General features: G+C 73.2%; 15 protein-coding genes. 12 read left to right on the top strand and 3 right to left on the bottom strand.

Translation table 11 applies throughout. The annotated features are described in order from the left end of the window. Nucleotides 1-11 precede the first annotated feature (11 nt). Nucleotides 12-2,084 carry a threonine--tRNA ligase gene (gene thrS, locus VLJ82_RS10085; protein ID WP_408663211.1) on the top strand — a complete coding sequence of 691 codons (2,073 nt, stop codon included), beginning with the start codon at nt 12-14 and terminating at the stop codon, nt 2,082-2,084. Between the two features lie 35 nt (nt 2,085-2,119). Then, the gene (locus tag VLJ82_RS10080) at nt 2,120-2,692 is read left to right on the top strand and encodes an HIT family protein (protein WP_408663225.1); all 573 of its coding nucleotides are present in this window, start codon (nt 2,120-2,122) and stop codon (nt 2,690-2,692) included. A gap of 9 nt (nt 2,693-2,701) precedes the next feature. On the opposite strand, the gene VLJ82_RS10075 is transcribed toward VLJ82_RS10080, so the two are convergent. Further along, entirely contained in the window at nt 2,702-3,787 is a 1,086-nt protein-coding gene (locus VLJ82_RS10075) for a hypothetical protein (protein WP_408663210.1), read from the bottom strand. A 138-nt stretch (nt 3,788-3,925) separates the two neighbouring features. Here VLJ82_RS10075 and VLJ82_RS10070 point away from each other — a divergent pair, with 138 nt between their 5' ends. Beyond that, complete coding sequence (locus tag VLJ82_RS10070) at nt 3,926-4,771, top strand: GNAT family N-acetyltransferase (RefSeq protein ID WP_408663209.1); 846 nt, start codon at nt 3,926-3,928, stop codon at nt 4,769-4,771. 13 nt (nt 4,772-4,784) lie between these two features. Here the strand turns inward: VLJ82_RS10070 and VLJ82_RS10065 are convergent, their stop codons facing one another. Next, a complete protein-coding gene (locus VLJ82_RS10065; RefSeq protein WP_408663208.1) occupies nt 4,785-6,140 on the bottom strand; it encodes a lytic transglycosylase domain-containing protein in 1,356 nt (451 codons plus the stop codon). A 217-nt stretch (nt 6,141-6,357) separates the two neighbouring features. Further along, on the bottom strand, nt 6,358-8,460 hold the full coding sequence (locus tag VLJ82_RS10060) for an elongation factor G-like protein EF-G2 (protein ID WP_408663207.1): 2,103 nt from the start codon (nt 8,458-8,460) through the stop codon (nt 6,358-6,360). A gap of 226 nt (nt 8,461-8,686) precedes the next feature. On the opposite strand from VLJ82_RS10060, the gene pgsA reads away from it, so the two are divergent. The 9 genes from pgsA to VLJ82_RS10015 all read left to right on the top strand — a co-directional run bounded on the left by pgsA (nt 8,687) and on the right by VLJ82_RS10015 (nt 16,337). Next, nucleotides 8,687-9,298, top strand: a complete 612-nt coding sequence (pgsA, locus tag VLJ82_RS10055) for a phosphatidylinositol phosphate synthase (RefSeq protein WP_408663206.1) — start codon at nt 8,687-8,689, stop codon at nt 9,296-9,298. Beyond that, complete coding sequence (locus VLJ82_RS10050) at nt 9,295-10,317, top strand: phosphatidylinositol mannoside acyltransferase (protein WP_408663205.1); 1,023 nt, start codon at nt 9,295-9,297, stop codon at nt 10,315-10,317. The genes pgsA and VLJ82_RS10050 overlap by 4 nt, the downstream gene beginning before the upstream one ends. Then, a complete protein-coding gene (locus VLJ82_RS10045) occupies nt 10,314-11,540 on the top strand; it encodes a glycosyltransferase family 4 protein (protein ID WP_408663204.1) in 1,227 nt (408 codons plus the stop codon). Before VLJ82_RS10050 ends, VLJ82_RS10045 begins: the two co-directional genes overlap by 4 nt. Nucleotides 11,541-11,642: 102 nt before the next feature. Then, entirely contained in the window at nt 11,643-12,203 is a 561-nt protein-coding gene (locus tag VLJ82_RS10040; protein ID WP_408663203.1) for a hypothetical protein, read from the top strand. Nucleotides 12,204-12,287: 84 nt separating this feature from the next. Beyond that, entirely contained in the window at nt 12,288-13,370 is a 1,083-nt protein-coding gene (locus VLJ82_RS10035) for a DUF3048 domain-containing protein (RefSeq protein WP_408663202.1), read from the top strand. A 142-nt stretch (nt 13,371-13,512) separates the two neighbouring features. Beyond that, nucleotides 13,513-14,451, top strand: a complete 939-nt coding sequence (gene pdxS, locus VLJ82_RS10030; protein ID WP_408663201.1) for a pyridoxal 5'-phosphate synthase lyase subunit PdxS — start codon at nt 13,513-13,515, stop codon at nt 14,449-14,451. Between the two features lie 113 nt (nt 14,452-14,564). Beyond that, nucleotides 14,565-14,879, top strand: a complete 315-nt coding sequence (locus tag VLJ82_RS10025) for a DUF2277 domain-containing protein (protein ID WP_408663200.1) — start codon at nt 14,565-14,567, stop codon at nt 14,877-14,879. Beyond that, nucleotides 14,879-15,499, top strand: coding sequence for a pyridoxal 5'-phosphate synthase glutaminase subunit PdxT (gene pdxT / locus VLJ82_RS10020; protein ID WP_408663199.1), 621 nt, complete (start codon nt 14,879-14,881; stop codon nt 15,497-15,499). The genes VLJ82_RS10025 and pdxT overlap by 1 nt, the downstream gene beginning before the upstream one ends. Nucleotides 15,500-15,587: 88 nt before the next feature. Beyond that, nucleotides 15,588-16,337: a YebC/PmpR family DNA-binding transcriptional regulator gene (locus VLJ82_RS10015; protein ID WP_408663198.1), complete on the top strand. Its 750-nt coding sequence runs from the start codon at nt 15,588-15,590 to the stop codon at nt 16,335-16,337. Nucleotides 16,338-16,368 lie beyond the last annotated feature (31 nt).

Genomic DNA, 16,368 nt, shown 5'->3' with positions numbered 1-16,368 from the left:
AGGAGAGTCCGTTGTCCAGCGCCGCATCGCAGTCCACCGTCCAGGCCGCCAGGCCGTCGGTTGCGGTTGCCGCCGGAACGACTCCGCGGGCCGCCCTGGAAGCGGCCGGCGTCGACCTCACCGGACCGTCCGGCGTGGTGGTGGTGCGTGACTCGCGCGGCGAGCTGCGCGACCTCGACGTGCCCTTCGAAGCTGCCGACGAGGTCGAGCCGGTCCCGATGGACTCGCCCGACGGGCTGGCGGTGCTGCGGCACTCCACCGCGCACGTGATGGCCCAGGCGGTGCAGGAGCTGTTCCCCGGCACCCTGCTGGGCATCGGGCCGCCGGTGGAGAACGGCTTCTACTACGACTTCCTGCCCAGCCGGCCGTTCACCCCCGAGGACCTCGGGGCGATCGAGAAGAAGATGGCCGACATCATCAAGGCGGCCCAGCGCTTCTCCCGCCGCGAGATCAGCGACGCCGCGGCCCGCCAGGAGCTGGCGGGGGAGAAGTTCAAGCTGGAGCTGATCGGGCTCAAGGGCGGTGCCGCTGATTCCGGCGCCAACAACACCCCGACCGAACTGGACGTCGAGGAGATGTCCCAGGTCGGCGGCGGCGCGCTGACCATGTACGACAACCTCGACCGGGACGGCAACCTCGCCTGGACCGACCTGTGCCGCGGCCCGCACCTGCCCACCACCCGGCGGATCCCGGCGTTCAAGCTGATGCGGACCGCGGCGGCGTACTGGCGGGGCAACCAGGACAACGAGCAGCTGCAACGCATCTACGGCACCGCCTGGCCCAGCAGGGACGACCTGAAGGCCTACCTGGTGCAGCTGGAGGAGGCCGCCAAGCGCGACCACCGCAAGCTCGGCGCCGAGCTGGACCTGTTCAGCTTCCCGGACGAGATCGGCTCGGGGCTGGCGGTGTTCCACCCCAAGGGCGGCATCCTGCGCCGGGTGATGGAGGACTACGTCCGGCAGCGGCACGCCGAGGAGGGGTTCGAGTTCGTCAGCACCCCGCACATCAGCAAGGACGGCCTGTTCCACACCTCCGGCCACCTGCCGTACTACGCCGACGGCATGTTCCCGCCGATGGAGCTGGACAACGCCGAGTACCGGCTCAAGGCGATGAACTGCCCGATGCACAACCTGATCTACCGCTCACGCGGGCGGTCCTACCGGGAGCTGCCGCTGCGGCTGTTCGAGCTGGGCAACGTCTACCGCAACGAGCGGTCCGGGGTGGTGCACGGGCTGACCCGGGTGCGCGGGCTGACCATGGACGACTCGCACAGCTACTGCACCCCCGAGCAGGCGCCGGACGAGATCAAGCACCTGCTGGAGTTCTGCCTCGGGCTGTTCCGGGACTTCGGGCTGTCCGACTTCTACCTGGAGCTGTCCACCCGCGACGACTCCAAGCCGGACAAGTTCATCGGCACCGACTCGCAGTGGGAGGCGGCGACCGCCATCCTGAGCGCGGTCGCGACGGAGTCCGGGCTCGAGCTGGTTCCCGACCCGGGCGGCGCGGCGTACTACGGCCCGAAGATCTCGGTGCAGGCGCGCGACGCGATCGGCCGCACCTGGCAGATGTCGACCATCCAGTACGACTTCAACCAGCCGGCCCGGTTCGGGCTGGAGTACGCCGGCGCCGACGGCGAGCGGCACCAGCCGGTGATGATCCACTCGGCGAAGTTCGGCTCGATCGAGCGGTTCATCGGCGTGCTGATCGAGCACTACGCAGGTGCCTTCCCGGCCTGGCTGGCGCCGGTGCAGGCGGTCGGCATCCCGGTCACCGAGGACCAGGTGCCCTACCTGGCCGACGTCGCACGGCAGTTGCGGGCGCGCGGCATCCGGATGGAGGTGGATGCCGGCGACGACCGGATGCAGAAGAAGATCCGGACCGCGCAGCAGGCCAAGGTGCCGTTCATGCTGATCGCCGGCGGCAAGGACGCCGAGGACGGTGCGGTGTCCTTCCGGTTCCGCGACGGCGAGCAGCTCAACGGCGTGCCGGTGGCGCTGGCGGCCGACCAGATCGCGGCGTTCGTGGCCAGCCGGGCCAACCACTCCCCGTCGGTGGCCGACTTCACCGTCCCCGAGCAGCCGTGATCGATCCGGAAGTAACCGGTCCGGTCGGCGCTGATCTGGACGGAGCTGATCCGGACGGGCCCGGTCCGGAACTGGTCGACGGCCGGGACTACGCCGGTGCGCCGGATGCCTTCCAGCGGCTGTGGACCCCGCACCGGATGGTCTACATCGGCGGCGAGGGCAAGCCCGCGTCCGACTCGGCGCACCACTGCCCGTTCTGCGAGCTGCCGTCCCGCTCTGATGCCGACGCGCTGATCGTCAGTCGCGGCGAACTGGCCTTCGCGGTGCTCAACCTGTACCCGTACAACCCCGGCCACCTGATGGTGGTGCCGTACCGGCACGTCGCCGACTACACCGACCTGACCGCCGCCGAGGTCGCCGAGGTCGCGCTGTTCACCCAGCGGGCGATGGCGGCGTTACGGTCCGCCGCCCGCCCGCAGGGTTTCAACATCGGCATGAACCAGGGCGCGGTCGGCGGCGCCGGGATCGCCGCGCACCTGCACCAGCACGTCGTGCCGCGCTGGGGCGGGGACATGAACTTCATGCCGGTGATCGGCCAGACCCGGGTGCTTCCGCAGTTGCTGTCCGAAAGCCGCGATCTGCTGGCTGCGCACTGGCCGCTGCCCTGACCGCCCTCCTCAGCCGGTGCTGTCCGGCTGCGTCGGAGCCGGCTGGGATGACGGCTGGGCCGGCTGCGATGGCGCCTGAGCCGGCTGCGATGGCGCCTGGGCCGGCTGCGATGGCGGCTGGGCCGACTGGGATGGTGCCTGGGCCGGCTGGGATGGTGCCTGGGCCGGCTGGGATGGCGGTTGCGGGGCCTGCGTCCAGGGCTGGACGGTCGGCGGAGTGACCGGCGCGAACCGGCTGCGGATCAGGTAGGCCACCCCGGCCACCGCCCCACCGATCAGCACCAGCCGTCCCAACCGGCGCTTCGGGCGACCGGACGGCTTGGTCCGGCGGGGTTGCCGGGTGATCTTCGCCGCCGCGGCATGGGCCTGCTCGGCGGCCTGGATCTTCGCGGCGGCCGCCTGGAGCCGCGCCTGTGCCTTGGCGTGGGCTGCTTGCACCTTGGCTTGCTGGGTGGCGTCGGCCAATACCCGACCGCCCCGCTTGCGAGCCCACTTGGCCTGCTTGCGGGCCCACTTGGCCTGCTTGCGAGTGAGCTTGCCGGCGGACCGGGCCTGCTTGGCGGCCTGCTTGCGCCGGGCTTTGGCCTGCGCCTGGGCGGCCTTGCGCGCCCGCCGGCCGCGCGCCGCCAGTGCCTCGGCAGCGCCGGCAGCGGTCTCCACTGCCTCGCTCACTACGCCGGTGGCTGCGCCGACCGCCTCGCTCACCGCGCCGGTGGCTGCGCCGACCGCCCCGCTGATCGCGTGCCCGGCGCTGCCGGCCGCGACCTTGCCGCTGTCGGCCACGTTGCTGCCGGCGGATCTGGAGCGCTCGGCGACGCTGGCACTGGCCGACCTGGAGAGCTCGGCCGCGCTGCTGCCGGCCGACCTGGAGCGCTCGGCGACGCTGGCACCGGCCGTCCGGGCCTGTTCGGCCACGCTAGTACCGGCGGCTTTGGCGTGCTCGGCGACACCGGCACCGGCCGTCCGGGCCTGTTCGGCCACGCTGGCACCGGCGGCCTTGGCGTGCTCGGCCACGCTGGCACCAGCCGTCCGGGCAGGCTCGGCCAGCGCGGACAGGGCACCGGCGACCTCTGACCGGGATTGACGTCTGCTCACGGGTATCTCCGTTCGGGTAGAGGAGCTCAGCGACCGCGTGCGGTCAACCTACCCAAGGCCGCTGACAGCGGATACCGGCCCCGGCGTGCTGACGGAATTGACTCGACCGGACACCTGCGTCGATGGCACGGTAACGGCATGCCCTGGTACTTCAGCGACGACCCCGAACGCTATGCCGAGCAGGTCCTGGACCTGCTCACCGCCCGCCCGGACACCAACACCGTGCCGCTCACGGTGCTGGAGACGCTGCGGGCCGGCCAGCGGTTCTCCGACATCCCGCCGCTGTTCGGGTGGTACGAGGCCGGCGGCGCGGTGACCGGCGCGGTGTCGATGACGCCGCCGTACGGCGTGCTGATCGCCGAGCTGCCGGCCGGCAGCGAGGACGAGCTGGTCGCCGGGCTGCGGGCCCGGGCAGCCACCGTTCCGGACACGATGGGCACCGCCGACGCCGCCCGCCGGTTCGCCGGCAGCTGGACCGCCGCCACCGGCCTGCGCACCGAACTGGCGATGTGCCAGCGGCTCTACACCCTGGACGGCCTGCGCCCGCCCGACCCGGCACCACCCGGCAAGGCCCGGCCGGCCGTCGAGGCGGACCTGGACGTGCTGATGGACTGGCTGGTGGCCTTCCACCGCGAGTCGGAGGCATCCGAGGCCAGCCCGCAGCGCGAGATCTACCGGCGGCGGGTGGAGCTCGGGCTGATCTGGCTGTGGCAGGACGAGCAAGGCAGCCCGGTGTCGATGGCTGCCCGCAACGTCACGGTGGCCGGCGTCAGCCGGATCGGGCCGGTCTACACCCCGCCGGCCTCCCGGCGGCACGGCTACGGAGCGGCGGTCACCGCGGCCTGCACCTGCGACGCGCTGGACGGCGGGGCGCGCCAGGTGGTGTTGTTCACCGACCAGGCCAACCCCACCTCGAACGGGATCTACCAGCGGATCGGGTTCCGGCCGCTCGACGACCGGCTGATCCTGCGCTTCGTCGGCTAGTCCGGCGGCGCGGTCAGGACGAGCCGCACGGCACCGGCACCACGATGCCCAGCACGACCTGGGTGCAGCCGGTGCTGCCGGTGGGCGAGGGCAGGATCGCCGGCAGGCTGATGCTGGGCAACGGCAGTACCGGCGCCGGCTGGCTCGGCGACTGGCTCGGCTCCGGCGGGGCCGGGGGAGAGCTGGTCGGTGCCGGGCGGCTGGAGGAGCTGCTGCCGGTAGAACCGCCGGCCGAACCACCGCCCGCCGGGTCGCTGCCGGACGGCGAGCCGGTACCGGCCGGACCGCCGCCGGACGAGCTGCTGCCCGCCGCACCGCCGCCGGACGACCCGGTGCCCGCCGAACCGTCCGACCCCGCCGGGCGGGAACCCGACGGTGCAGCGCCGGAGGAGGCAGCGGGTGCTCCGGCCGGCCGGCCCGGGTTCACCGGCGGCAGCCAGCTGGTGTCCACCGGGGGCAGCGGGCCGGTGGCCACGCCCTGGACCGGCCCGGCCGGCGGAGTGCCGGTGGCGTAGGCCTGCGCGGTCGCCAGCACCAGCGCCAGGTACTCGTCGGAGTGGTTGTAGGCCAGCACCGCCCGGCGCTGCCCGGCGGCGGTGCGCAGGTCCCCGCCCGCCGCGCACAGGTAGCGGGCCGCCGCCAGCGCCGCGTCGGCGATGTTGAACGGGCTGGCGACCCGGTCGCCGTTGCCGTCGATGCCGTACATCGCCCAGGTGGCCGGAATGAACTGCATCGGCCCGACGGCGTGGTCGACCCGGGGGTCGCCGTCCAGCCGGCCGCCGTCGGTGTCGGCGATGTAGTCGTAGCGGGTGCCGTCCAACGCCGGCCCGATGATGTGCGGCCGGGACTCGCCGGTGGCGGTGAGGGACGCGCCGCCGTACCGGCCGTGGTTGGACTCGATCCGGCCGATCCCGGCCAGCAGCTGCCAGGGCAGCCCGCAGTCCGGCTGGGCCGAGCCCATCCGGGCGGCCGCCAGCCGGTAGGCGTCGAGCGCCACGGCCGGGATTCCGCCGACCGCCATGACGTGCACCGCGGCCGGGGTGGCTGCCGCCGGCCGGGCCACGTGCACCGGGGTGGCCGTCAGCACCTTGGCTCCCGGCGGCGCCCCGAGCGAGAGCCGGGCCGCGCCGGTCAGCGCCGAGCCGGTGCTGCCCGGCTGGGGCGAAACCGGCCGGGTCGGGGTGCCCGCGGCGCTGGTGGCGGCCAGCACGCCGACCGCCAGCGCGACGACGCCCAGGCCGGCCAGCGCGGCCCGCGGCAGCCGGTGTGGACCGGCCGTTGCGGCGGCGTCCTCGCGGGATGCCCGGTGCCGGCCCGGGGAGGCCGGGCGTCCGGTGCTGGGCGGTTCGGCATGCTCGGGGTCGGTCATGGCTCGCTCTCTCGCGGACGGCAGGTCACTGCGTCCAACGAGAGTCGGCGGCGGGTGGTTACGAGGCGGCCGGAGGACCAGGCTCGCCGGACGCGCTCGGCTCTGTCATGAGGATCGACCGTCCAGACGATCGATCCTCATGACAGATCGCGACCAACGCGCTCCTGGCCCCGCCCACCGACATCGCGAGGCGGCCCGCGGCCCGGCAGGGTCGGAGCTACCCCAGCAGGGCGGTGGCGACCGCGGCCGGCGCCGGGTCGTGCCGCAGGTAGCTGCGGCTGAAGCTGCCCGCGCCGCCGGTGAGCGAGCGCAGCACCGCCGGGTAGCGCAGCAGCTCCACCGCGGGTACCTCGGCGTGCACCACGCTGCGGTTGCCGGGCCGGTCCGAGACCAGCGGCTCGGTGCCGGTCACCCGGGCCCGGCGTCCGGACAGGTCCGACATCACCGCCCCGATGTGGTGCTCGGCGACGGTGATCTGCACCGCGTCCACCGGCTCCAGCACCTGGATGCCGCCGGACGCGGCGGCCTCCTTGACGGCCAGCGCCGCCGCGGTCTGGAAGGCGGCGTCGGAGGAGTCCACGCTGTGCGCCTTGCCGTCCAGCAGGGTCACCTGCACGTCGACCACCGGCACCGAGCCCTGCACGCCCTTGGCCAGCTGGGTCCGGGCGCCCTTCTCCACCGAGCCGATGAACTGGCTGGGCACCGCCCCGCCGACCACCCGGTCCAGGAACTGCACCCCCGAGCCGCGCGGCAGCGGTTCGATCAGCAGGTCGCAGACGGCGTACTGGCCATGCCCGCCGGACTGCTTGACCTGCCGGCCGTGCCCGCGGGCTTGACCGGTGAAGGTGGCCAGCAACGGCACCCGGACCGGCTCGGTCTCCAGGGTGGTGCCACCGGCCCGCAGCCTGGCCAGCACCACCTCGGCGTGCGCCTCGCCCAGGCACCACAGCACCAGCTGCCCGGTGTGGGCGTTGCGCTCGATCCGGACGGCCGGGTCGGCGGCCGACAGCCTGGTCAGGGCCTTGGCCAGGGCGTCCTCGTCGTTGCGGGTCGCGCCCCGGACCGCGATCGGCAGCAGCGGCTCGGGCAGCTGCCAGGGCAGGATCACCAGCGGCTGGCGCTGCTCGGACAGCGTGTCGCCAGTCTCGGCGCTGGCCAGCCGGGCCACCACGCAGAAGTCGCCGGCGAACGCCGAGGTGATCGGGGCCAGCGTCGGGCCGAGCAGGGTGGCGGTCTTCTCGTCGGCGTCGTGGTCGGGATGGCCGCGGTCGGCGCCGCCGTGGCCGGATACGTGCAGCGGGGTGTCGGTGGTGATGGTGCCCGAGAACACCCGGGCCAGCGACACCCGGCCCATGTAGGGGTCGACCCAGGTACGGATCACCTCGGCGGCCAGCGGCCCGGCCGGGTCGCAGGCCAGCTCCGGCCCGTCCCCGCCGATCGGGGTGTAGCAGTCCGGCAGCGGGCGCTCGCACGGGCTGGGAAAGCCGCGCACGATCAGGTCCAGCAGCTCGCGCAGCCCGAAATTGGCCTCGTCGCCGCCCGAGATCGGCACCACCGGGTGGAAGTGCCCGCGGCCCACCGCGGTGTGCAGGTCGGCGGCCAGCACCGCCGGGTCCAGGTCGTCGCCGGACAGGTAGCGCTCCAGCAGCGTCTCGTCCTCGCTCTCGGCGATGATCGCCTCGAGCAGGGCCGCCCGGTCCTCGGCGTGCGCCGGGTCGGTGGCGGTGAGCAGCTCGACCAGGGTGCCGGCCGTCGGCCGGGCGGGATCCTCGGGCAGGTACAGCGGCAGCACCGCGTTGCCGTCCACCCCGCCGAAGGCCTGCCGGCAGGCGGCCAGGGTGCGGGCCAGGTCGGCGCGCGGTGCGTCCAGCCGGTTGATCACCACCGCCCGGGGGGTGCCCAGGGCGGCGCACTCCTCCCACAGCGCCAGAGTGGCATCGTCGAGCTCGTCGGCGGCCGAGACCACGAACAGCGCGGCGTCGGCGGCCCGCAGGCCGGCGCGCAGCTCACCGACGAAGTCCGGCGAGCCGGGGGTGTCGAGCAGGTTGACCACCATGTCGCGGTAGCGCACCGGGCAGACCGACAGGAACGCCGAGCGTTGCTGGCTGATCTCGACCGGGTCGGCGTCGGAGACGGTGTTGCCGTCGGCGATGGTGCCGGCCCGGGTGATCGCGCCGGCCGCCGCCAGCAGGTGCTCGGTCAGCGTGGTCTTGCCGACCCCGCCGTGCCCGACCAGCGCCACGTTGCGGATGTGGTCCGGGTCGCTGGCCGCCACTGCCGGCAACCGGCTCTGGGTACGTGCCGCCGTCTTCGTCGTCATCGCCGCAGCCCTCACTCGTTCCGGGGGCTGCTCCCGACTCCGGCGGGGCTCGCTGGAGTGCGTCCGAAGCGCGGCCCTGCTGCATTTGACACCAGATCGGGCAGGACGGGCAAGGCCCCGAACGGCCCATCCCGGCCTTGATCCACTTTCGGCCGGACGGTGACCGGGCGAACCGCCCGGCCCTCGCCGGAGCCGCCGGCGACAGGTCGCCCGATAGAGTTGAGCGGTGCTGAACCTGCTGCGCGCCCCGATCGGCAAGGCCATCGCGCCACTGGGCCGGTCGCTGGCGCAAGCCGGCGTCAGTCCCGACATGATCACGGTGGCCGGCACCGTCGGCGCCACCGTGTCGGCGCTGGTCTGCTACCCGCGGGGGTACTTCTTCGCCGGCACGCTGCTCATCTGGGCCTTCGTGATGTTCGACATGGTCGACGGCGCGGTGGCCCGGGCGGGCGGCCGGGGCAGCCGGTTCGGTGCCGTGCTGGACTCCAGCTGCGACCGGATCGCCGACGCCGCGGTGTTCGGCACGCTGGCCTGGTGGTTCGCCCGGCACGACCAGCCGTCACTGCTGGCGGCGGCGCTGCTGTGCCTGGTGCTCGGGTCGCTGACCTCCTACATCAAGGCACGCGCCGAGGGCGCCGGCTTCACCTGCAATGTGGGCATCGCCGAGCGCACCGAACGGCTGATCATCGTGCTGGTCGGCACCGGCCTGACCGGCTGGCCGTTCGGGGTGCCCTACGTCCAGGCGGGGGCGCTCTGGCTGCTGGTGGCGGCCTCGGCGGTCACCGTGGTCCAGCGGCTGGCCACCGTCTGGCAGCAGTCCCGGGCGCAGCCGGCGTGAAGCCGGCCGCGGGGTGGCTGAGCACCGCCGGCTACGTCACCGGCTGGCGGCTGATCCGGGCGCTGCCGGCCCCGGTGGCCGGCCGGCTGTTCGCCGCCGCCGCCGACCTCGCGGTGCGCCGGGACGGCCGGTCGGTGCGGCAGCTGCGGCGCAACCTGCAGCGGGTGGCCGGCGCGGCGGCCGGGGCGGCTGAGCTGGACCGGCTGGTGCGGGCCGGCATGCGCTCCTACGCCCGGTACTGGCTGGAGACCTTCCGGCTGCCCAGCATGGACGTCGGGCAGGTGCTGGCCGCCGTGCGCACCGACGGGGCGGAGCATGTCGACCAGGCCATGGCCGCCGGTCGGGGCGCCGTCTTCGCGCTGCCGCACAGCGGCAACTGGGACATCGCCGGGCTGTGGCTGGTGCGGCGCGGCTACCCGTTCAGCACCGTCGCCGAGCGGTTGAAGCCGGAGTCGCTGTTCGACCGGTTCGTGGCCTACCGGGAGAGCCTGGGCATGCGGGTGCTGCCGCTGACCGGCGGCCCGCAGCCGCCCACCACCGTGCTGGCGGAGCGGTTGCGGGCCGGTGAGGCGGTGTGCCTGGTGGCCGACCGGGACCTGTCCCGCAACGGGGTGGACGTCGAGTTCTTCGGCGAGCGGACCCGGATGCCGGCCGGGCCCGCTCTGCTGGCCGCGACCACCGGCGCGGCGCTGATGCCGGTGCACCTGTACTTCGACGGGGACGGCTGGGGGCAGTGGATCGGGCCGCCGATCGAGCTGGGCGACGGGCCGCTGCGCGACCGGGTGCGGCGGGGCACCCAGGCGCTGGCCGACGCCTTCGAAGCCGGCATCGCCCGCTATCCGCAGGACTGGCACATGCTGCAACGGCTCTGGCTGGCCGACTTCGACCAGGCCGGCTCGGGCCAGGACGGCTCGGGCCAGGACGGCTCGGGTCCGGCAGGCTCGGACCGGAACGGCGGCGAGTCGGCCGGTGACGAGTCGGCCGGTGACGAGCCGGCCGCAACGGTGGGCCGGCCATGAGGATCGGCATCGTCTGCCCGTACCTGTGGGACGTCCCGGGCGGCGTCCAGGCACACGTCCGGGACCTGGCCGAGACGTTGATCGGCCTCGGCCACCAGGTGTCGGTGCTGGCGCCGGGGGACGAGGACTCGCCCAGCCTGCCCGGCTACGTGGTGGCTGCCGGCCGGACGGTGCCCATTCCGTACAACGGCTCGGTGGCCCGGCTGCAGTTCGGGCTGGTGTCGGCCACCCGGGTCCGGCGCTGGCTGCGGCAGGGCGAGTTCGACGTGGTGCACGTGCACGAGCCGGCGCCGCCCAGCCTGTCGCTGCTGACCGTGCTGCTGGCCGACGTGCCGCTGGTGGCCACCTTCCACGCCGCCTCCACCCGCTCGCGGTTCCTGGCGATGTTCGACAGCGCGGTGCAGGCGGTGCTGGAGCGGCTGTCCGGGCGGATCGCGGTGTCCCCGTCGGCCCGCAAGATGATCGTCGAGCACCTCGGTGGCGATGCGGTGGTGATCCCGAACGGGGTGTCGGTGGCCGCGTACGCCGGCGCCGAGCCGTTGCCGGGCTATCCGCGCGATCCGGCGCTCGGCGGCACCATCGGGTTCATCGGCCGCTACGACGAGCCGCGCAAGGGCATGTCGGTGCTGCTGGCGGCCATGACCGAGCTGGTCCGCAGCCGCCCCGGGGTGCGGTTGCTGGTGGCCGGCCGCGGCCAGCAGCAGGACTTCCTGGACTCGCTGCCGGAGCCGCTGGCGGGGTCGGTGGTCCTGCTGGGGATGGTGAGCGAGCCGGACAAGGCGTCGCTGCTGCGCAGCGTGGACGTCTACGTCGCCCCGAACACCGGGGGCGAGAGCTTCGGCATCATCCTGCTGGAGGCACTGGCCGCCGGCGCCCCGATCGTGGCCAGCGACCTGCCGGCGTTCCGCTCGGTGCTGGACCCGGGCACTTCCGAGGGAGGATCGCAGCGACGAAGGAGCGAGGACCGGACCGAGGCGCAGGCCAACGAGGCGGCGCAGTCCACCGGTGATTACTGGCAGCTGACCCGGGGCGGCCTGCTGTTCCGCAACCGGGACTCGGCGGGACTGGCCCGCGCGCTGGACCGGGTGCTGGCCGACCGGCCGCTGCGCGAGCAGCTGTCGGCCGCCGGGGCGGAGCTGGCCCGGCCCTACGACTGGAACCTGGTGGCCGCCCAGATCCTGCGGGTGTACGAGATCGCGATCGCCGCCACCGTCCGGATCTGAGCCGGCAACCGGCCGCTGTGGCCGCCTCCCTACCACTCTCGCGTTAACCGCCTGTTAGCGAGCCTCCGGACGACGACTGGCGGGACTTTGTAACCTGGCGCCGTGTTGTCGGCGGGTTGGCTGATCGCGGCGGTGTTCGTCGCGATCGTGCTGACCCTGTGGGTGACCCTCACGCTGACCCGGCTGGACCGGCTGCACGCCCGGGTCGACGCCGCCCAGTCGGCGCTGGACGCCCAGCTGGTCCGGCGGGCCGCCGCGCTGCTGCAGCTGGCCGAGCGGCCCGACTCCCGGCTGCCGCCGGACCGGGCGCACGAGCTGATCGACACCGCCCGGTCCGCGCTGGCGGTGCGGCAGTGGCAGGACGCCGACCGGCGCACCGTGGAGAACCAGGTCGGCCGGGCCATCGCCGGGCTGCAGTCCGACCGCCCGCGGCTGCCCGCCGACGCGGTCACCGAGCTCGCCGAGTCGGCAACCCGGGTGCTGATCGCCCGGCGGTTCTTCAACGATGCCGTCCGCGACACCCGTACGCTGCGGGCGCGCAGAATGCCCCGGTTGTTGCATCTTGCCGGGCGTCGCGAGCTGCCGGCGTTCTTCGACATCGACGACACCAGCGTGTTCGCCGAGAGCCCGGCCGCCGACCGGCAGGCCGGCCCGTCGGGCTGAGCCGGGGGCTGCGTCCCGGATATTCCTTACCCGTGAGTCCGTTCCCGGCTGACCAGCCGGCCAGATAACCGCAAGGAGCACCGCATGATCGCCGGACTGTCCAAGGCCCACGCCCTGATCGCCGGGGGGGTGACCGCGGTCGTGGTGATCGGCGGCGTCTCGTTCTGGACCCTGCGCGGCAACGGCTCGGACACCACCGCGGCCCCCGCCAGCCCGGCGCCGACCACCAGTTCGGCCTCGGCCACCCCGACCCCGACGCCGACTCCCACCCCGACCGCCAAGCCGAAGCCCCCGCCCCCGGTCAACCCGCTGACCGGCATCGGCAAGCCGCCGGCCGGCCCGGTCCTCGCGGTGAAGATCGACGACACCCCTAACGGCCGCCCGTCGCGCGGCCTGGACCAGGCCGACATCGTCTACATCGAGCAGGCCGAGGGCGGCCTGACCCGGCTGGTGGCGGTGTTCGGCACCCACAAGCCGGTGGTCGAGCCGGTCCGCAGCGTCCGGGCCAGCGACCCCGAGCTGCTCGCCCAGTACGGCCCGATCTCGCTGGTCGCCTCCGGTGGTGGCGGCGACTCGCTGGCGGTGCTGGACCACTCGTCGGTCAGGGGAGCGATCTACGACCGCGGCGCGCCGGGCTTCTCTCGGGACGCCAACCGGCCGGCGCCCTACAACCTGCAGGCCGACCTCGGCCGGGTGGCGGCCGCGGTCCACACCGGCGGCTCCCGCTCCGTCGGCTTCGGCTGGGCCGCCTCCGACCCGCGGGTCAAGGCCGCCCCGGCGACGAACGGGGTGCGCACCGTGGTGGGCAGCACCCCGGTGACCTTCGACTGGGAACCGACCATCGGCAAGTACGCCCGGACGATCGGCGGGGCGCACCTGCACGGGGTGAACGGGGTGCTGATGGCCACCCCGAACGTGCTGGTGCAGCTGTGCAAGGTGTCGGTCAACACCGCCGACATCGACGTGGCGGGCAACCCGTCGCAGTACACCCACACGGTCGGCTCCGGCCGGGTGGTGCTGTTCCGCAACGGCCACCGGATCGAGGGCAAGTGGTCGCGGCGGGCGTCCGGGGCCCCGACCACCTTCACCGACCTCAAGGGCAAGCCGCTGCTGCTGGCCCCGGGCGGCGCCTACGTGGTGCTGGCCGCCCAGGGTGCTCCCGTCTAGGGGGCGGCGCCCCGGGGTGTGGCGGTCGCCGGGGTGGGGTGCGGCGGCGCCCCCCGGGGTGTGGCGAGGTAGGCACGATCGGCAAGCCCGGGTTGCCGGCCGGAGTGCTCGGCAACCCGGCGACCGGCCGTAGAATGCAGCCATGACCTCTCAGCACGCCAGCACCGCCAGCACCCCGTCCCTGGCTGTCCCCACTGGAATCACCGTGGGCACCGCCCGCGTCAAGCGGGGGATGGCCGAGATGCTCAAGGGCGGCGTGATCATGGACGTGGTGACCGCCGAGCAGGCCAAGATCGCCGAGGACGCCGGTGCCGTCGCGGTGATGGCGCTGGAGCGGGTGCCGGCCGACATCCGTGCCCAGGGCGGCGTGTCCCGGATGAGCGACCCGGACATGATCGACTCCATCATCAACGCGGTGTCCATCCCGGTGATGGCCAAGGCCCGGATCGGCCATTTCGTCGAGGCGCAGATCCTGCAGGCGCTCGGCGTGGACTACATCGACGAGTCCGAGGTGCTCACCCCGGCCGACTACGCCAACCACATCGACAAGTGGCAGTTCACCGTGCCGTTCGTGTGCGGGGCGACCAACCTGGGCGAGGCGCTGCGGCGGATCACCGAGGGGGCGGCGATGATCCGCTCCAAGGGCGAGGCCGGCACCGGTGACGTCTCCAACGCCACCACCCACATGCGCAAGATCGGCGGCGAGATCCGCCGGTTGTCCTCGCTGTCGGCCGACGAGCTGTTCGTGGCGGCCAAGGAGCTGCAGGCGCCGTACGAGCTGGTGGCCGAGGTGGCCCGGGCCGGCAAGCTGCCGGTGGTGCTGTTCACCGCCGGTGGCATCGCCACCCCGGCCGACGCCGCGATGATGATGCAGCTCGGCGCCGAGGGCGTCTTCGTCGGCTCGGGCATCTTCAAGTCCGGCAACCCGGCCCAGCGGGCCGAGGCGATCGTCAAGGCGACCACCTTCTACGACGACCCGGACGTGCTTGCCAAGGTCTCGCGCGGGCTCGGCGAGGCCATGGTGGGCATCAACGTGGAGGAGATCCCGCAGCCGCACCGACTCGCCGAGCGCGGCTGGTAGCTCCGGCGCCCCAGCCAGCACAGCCCGCCGGTTGTCCGGATCTCGTATCCGATTGAGACGTCCTGGCGTCCGGATCGGATACGAAACCCTCGTCGACCCCCTAGGAGACCACCATGTGCCGCAACATCCAGACGCTGCGTCCGCCGTACGTCGAGCACGTCACCACCGACGACATGCATGCCGCTGCGCTGCAGTACGTCCGCAAGATCTCAGGCATGCGCGCGCCGTCCAAGGCGAACATCGAGGCCTTCGAGTCCGCGGTCGCGGCGGTCACTGAGGCCACCCAGCAACTGCTGGACCAACTCGTGGTGAAGCCGTCGACATCGAAGAACGGCAAGGAGTTCGCCAACCACACGGCGCACGCCCGGGCCCGTGCCGAGCGCGAGCACGAGCAGGCGCACGCCGAGGGACGGGCGCACAGCCACTGATGAAGATCGGCGTGCTGGCGCTGCAGGGCGACGTCCGCGAGCACCTGGCGGCGCTCCGGGCGGTCGGTGCCGAGCCGGTGCCGGTGCGGCGCCGGTCCGAGCTGGAGGCGGTGGACGGCCTGGTGATACCGGGCGGTGAGTCGACCACCATCGTCAAGCTGGCCAAGGCCTTCGAGCTGTTCGAACCGCTGCACAAGCGGATCGCGGCGGGCATGCCGACCTTCGGCTCGTGTGCCGGGATGATCCTGCTGGCCGACCGGATCCTCGACGGGGTCGCCGGCCAGGAGACCTTCGGCGGCATCGACATGACGGTCCGGCGCAACGCCTTCGGCCGGCAGGTGGAATCCTTCGAAGAGCCGGTGCCGATCGAGGGGATCCCGGGCGGCCCGGTGACCGCGGTGTTCATCCGGGCGCCCTGGGTGGAGGAGGTCGGTCCGGCCGCCCAGGTGCTCGCCCGGGTGGAGGCGGGCCCCGCGACCGGTAGGATCGTCGGGATCCGCCAGCAGCACCTGCTGGCCACGTCCTTCCACCCTGAGCTCACCGGTGACGCGCGAGTGCATGGGTACTTTCTGCAGATGGTGCGGGAGGCGACCGCAGCCGACCGCGACGAGTGTGAGTGACCAGTGAGCGAGCATCGCAGGCGCGGAGCGGAGCGAAGGTAGCGATGAGCGCTGGCGCGAAGAGCGATCGAGCGAAGGTGAGTGAGGCATGAGCGGGCATTCCAAGTGGGCTACCACCAAGCACAAGAAGGCTGTCGTGGACGCCAAGCGCGGCAAGATGTTCGCCAAGCTGATCAAGAACATCGAGGTGGCCGCCCGGACCGGCGGCGGTGACCCGAACGGCAACCCGACGCTGTACGACGCCATCCAGAAGGCCCGCAAGACCTCGGTGCCGCTGGACAACATCGAGCGCGCCGTCAAGCGCGGCTCGGGCGCCGAGGCAGGCGGGGCCGACTGGCAGACCATCATGTATGAGGGCTACGGGCCGTCCGGCGTGGCGGTGCTGATCGAGTGCCTGACCGACAACCGCAACCGGGCGGCCAGCGAGGTGCGCACCGCAATGACCCGCAACGGCGGCAACATGGCCGACCCGGGTTCGGTGTCCTACCTGTTCAGCCGCAAGGGCGTGGTGATCGTTCCGAAGGCGGGCCTCACCGAGGACGACGTGCTCGCCGCGGTGCTGGAGGCCGGTGCGGAGGAGGTCAACGATCTGGGCGAGGAGTTCGAGGTGATCAGCGAGGCGAGCGACCTAGTGGCGGTGCGGACCGCGCTGCAGGACGCCGGCATCGACTACGACTCGGCCGACTCCTCGTTCCTGCCCAGCGTGCAGGTGCCCCTCGACGAGGAGGGCGCGCGCAAGGTGTTCAAGCTGATCGACGCGCTCGAGGACTCCGACGACGTGCAGAACGTCTACGCCAACTTCGAGGTTTCCGACGACGTGATGGCGGCCGTCGGCTAACCAGCGGCGGCTTCCCGGCCGGCTGCCCGTT

Source organism: Jatrophihabitans sp. (genome assembly GCF_035474675.1).
Taxonomy (GTDB): Bacteria; Actinomycetota; Actinomycetes; order Mycobacteriales; family Jatrophihabitantaceae; genus Jatrophihabitans_A.
The sequence above is the reverse complement of the archived record's forward strand: the minus strand, read 5'-3'. Positions and strand labels throughout refer to the sequence as shown.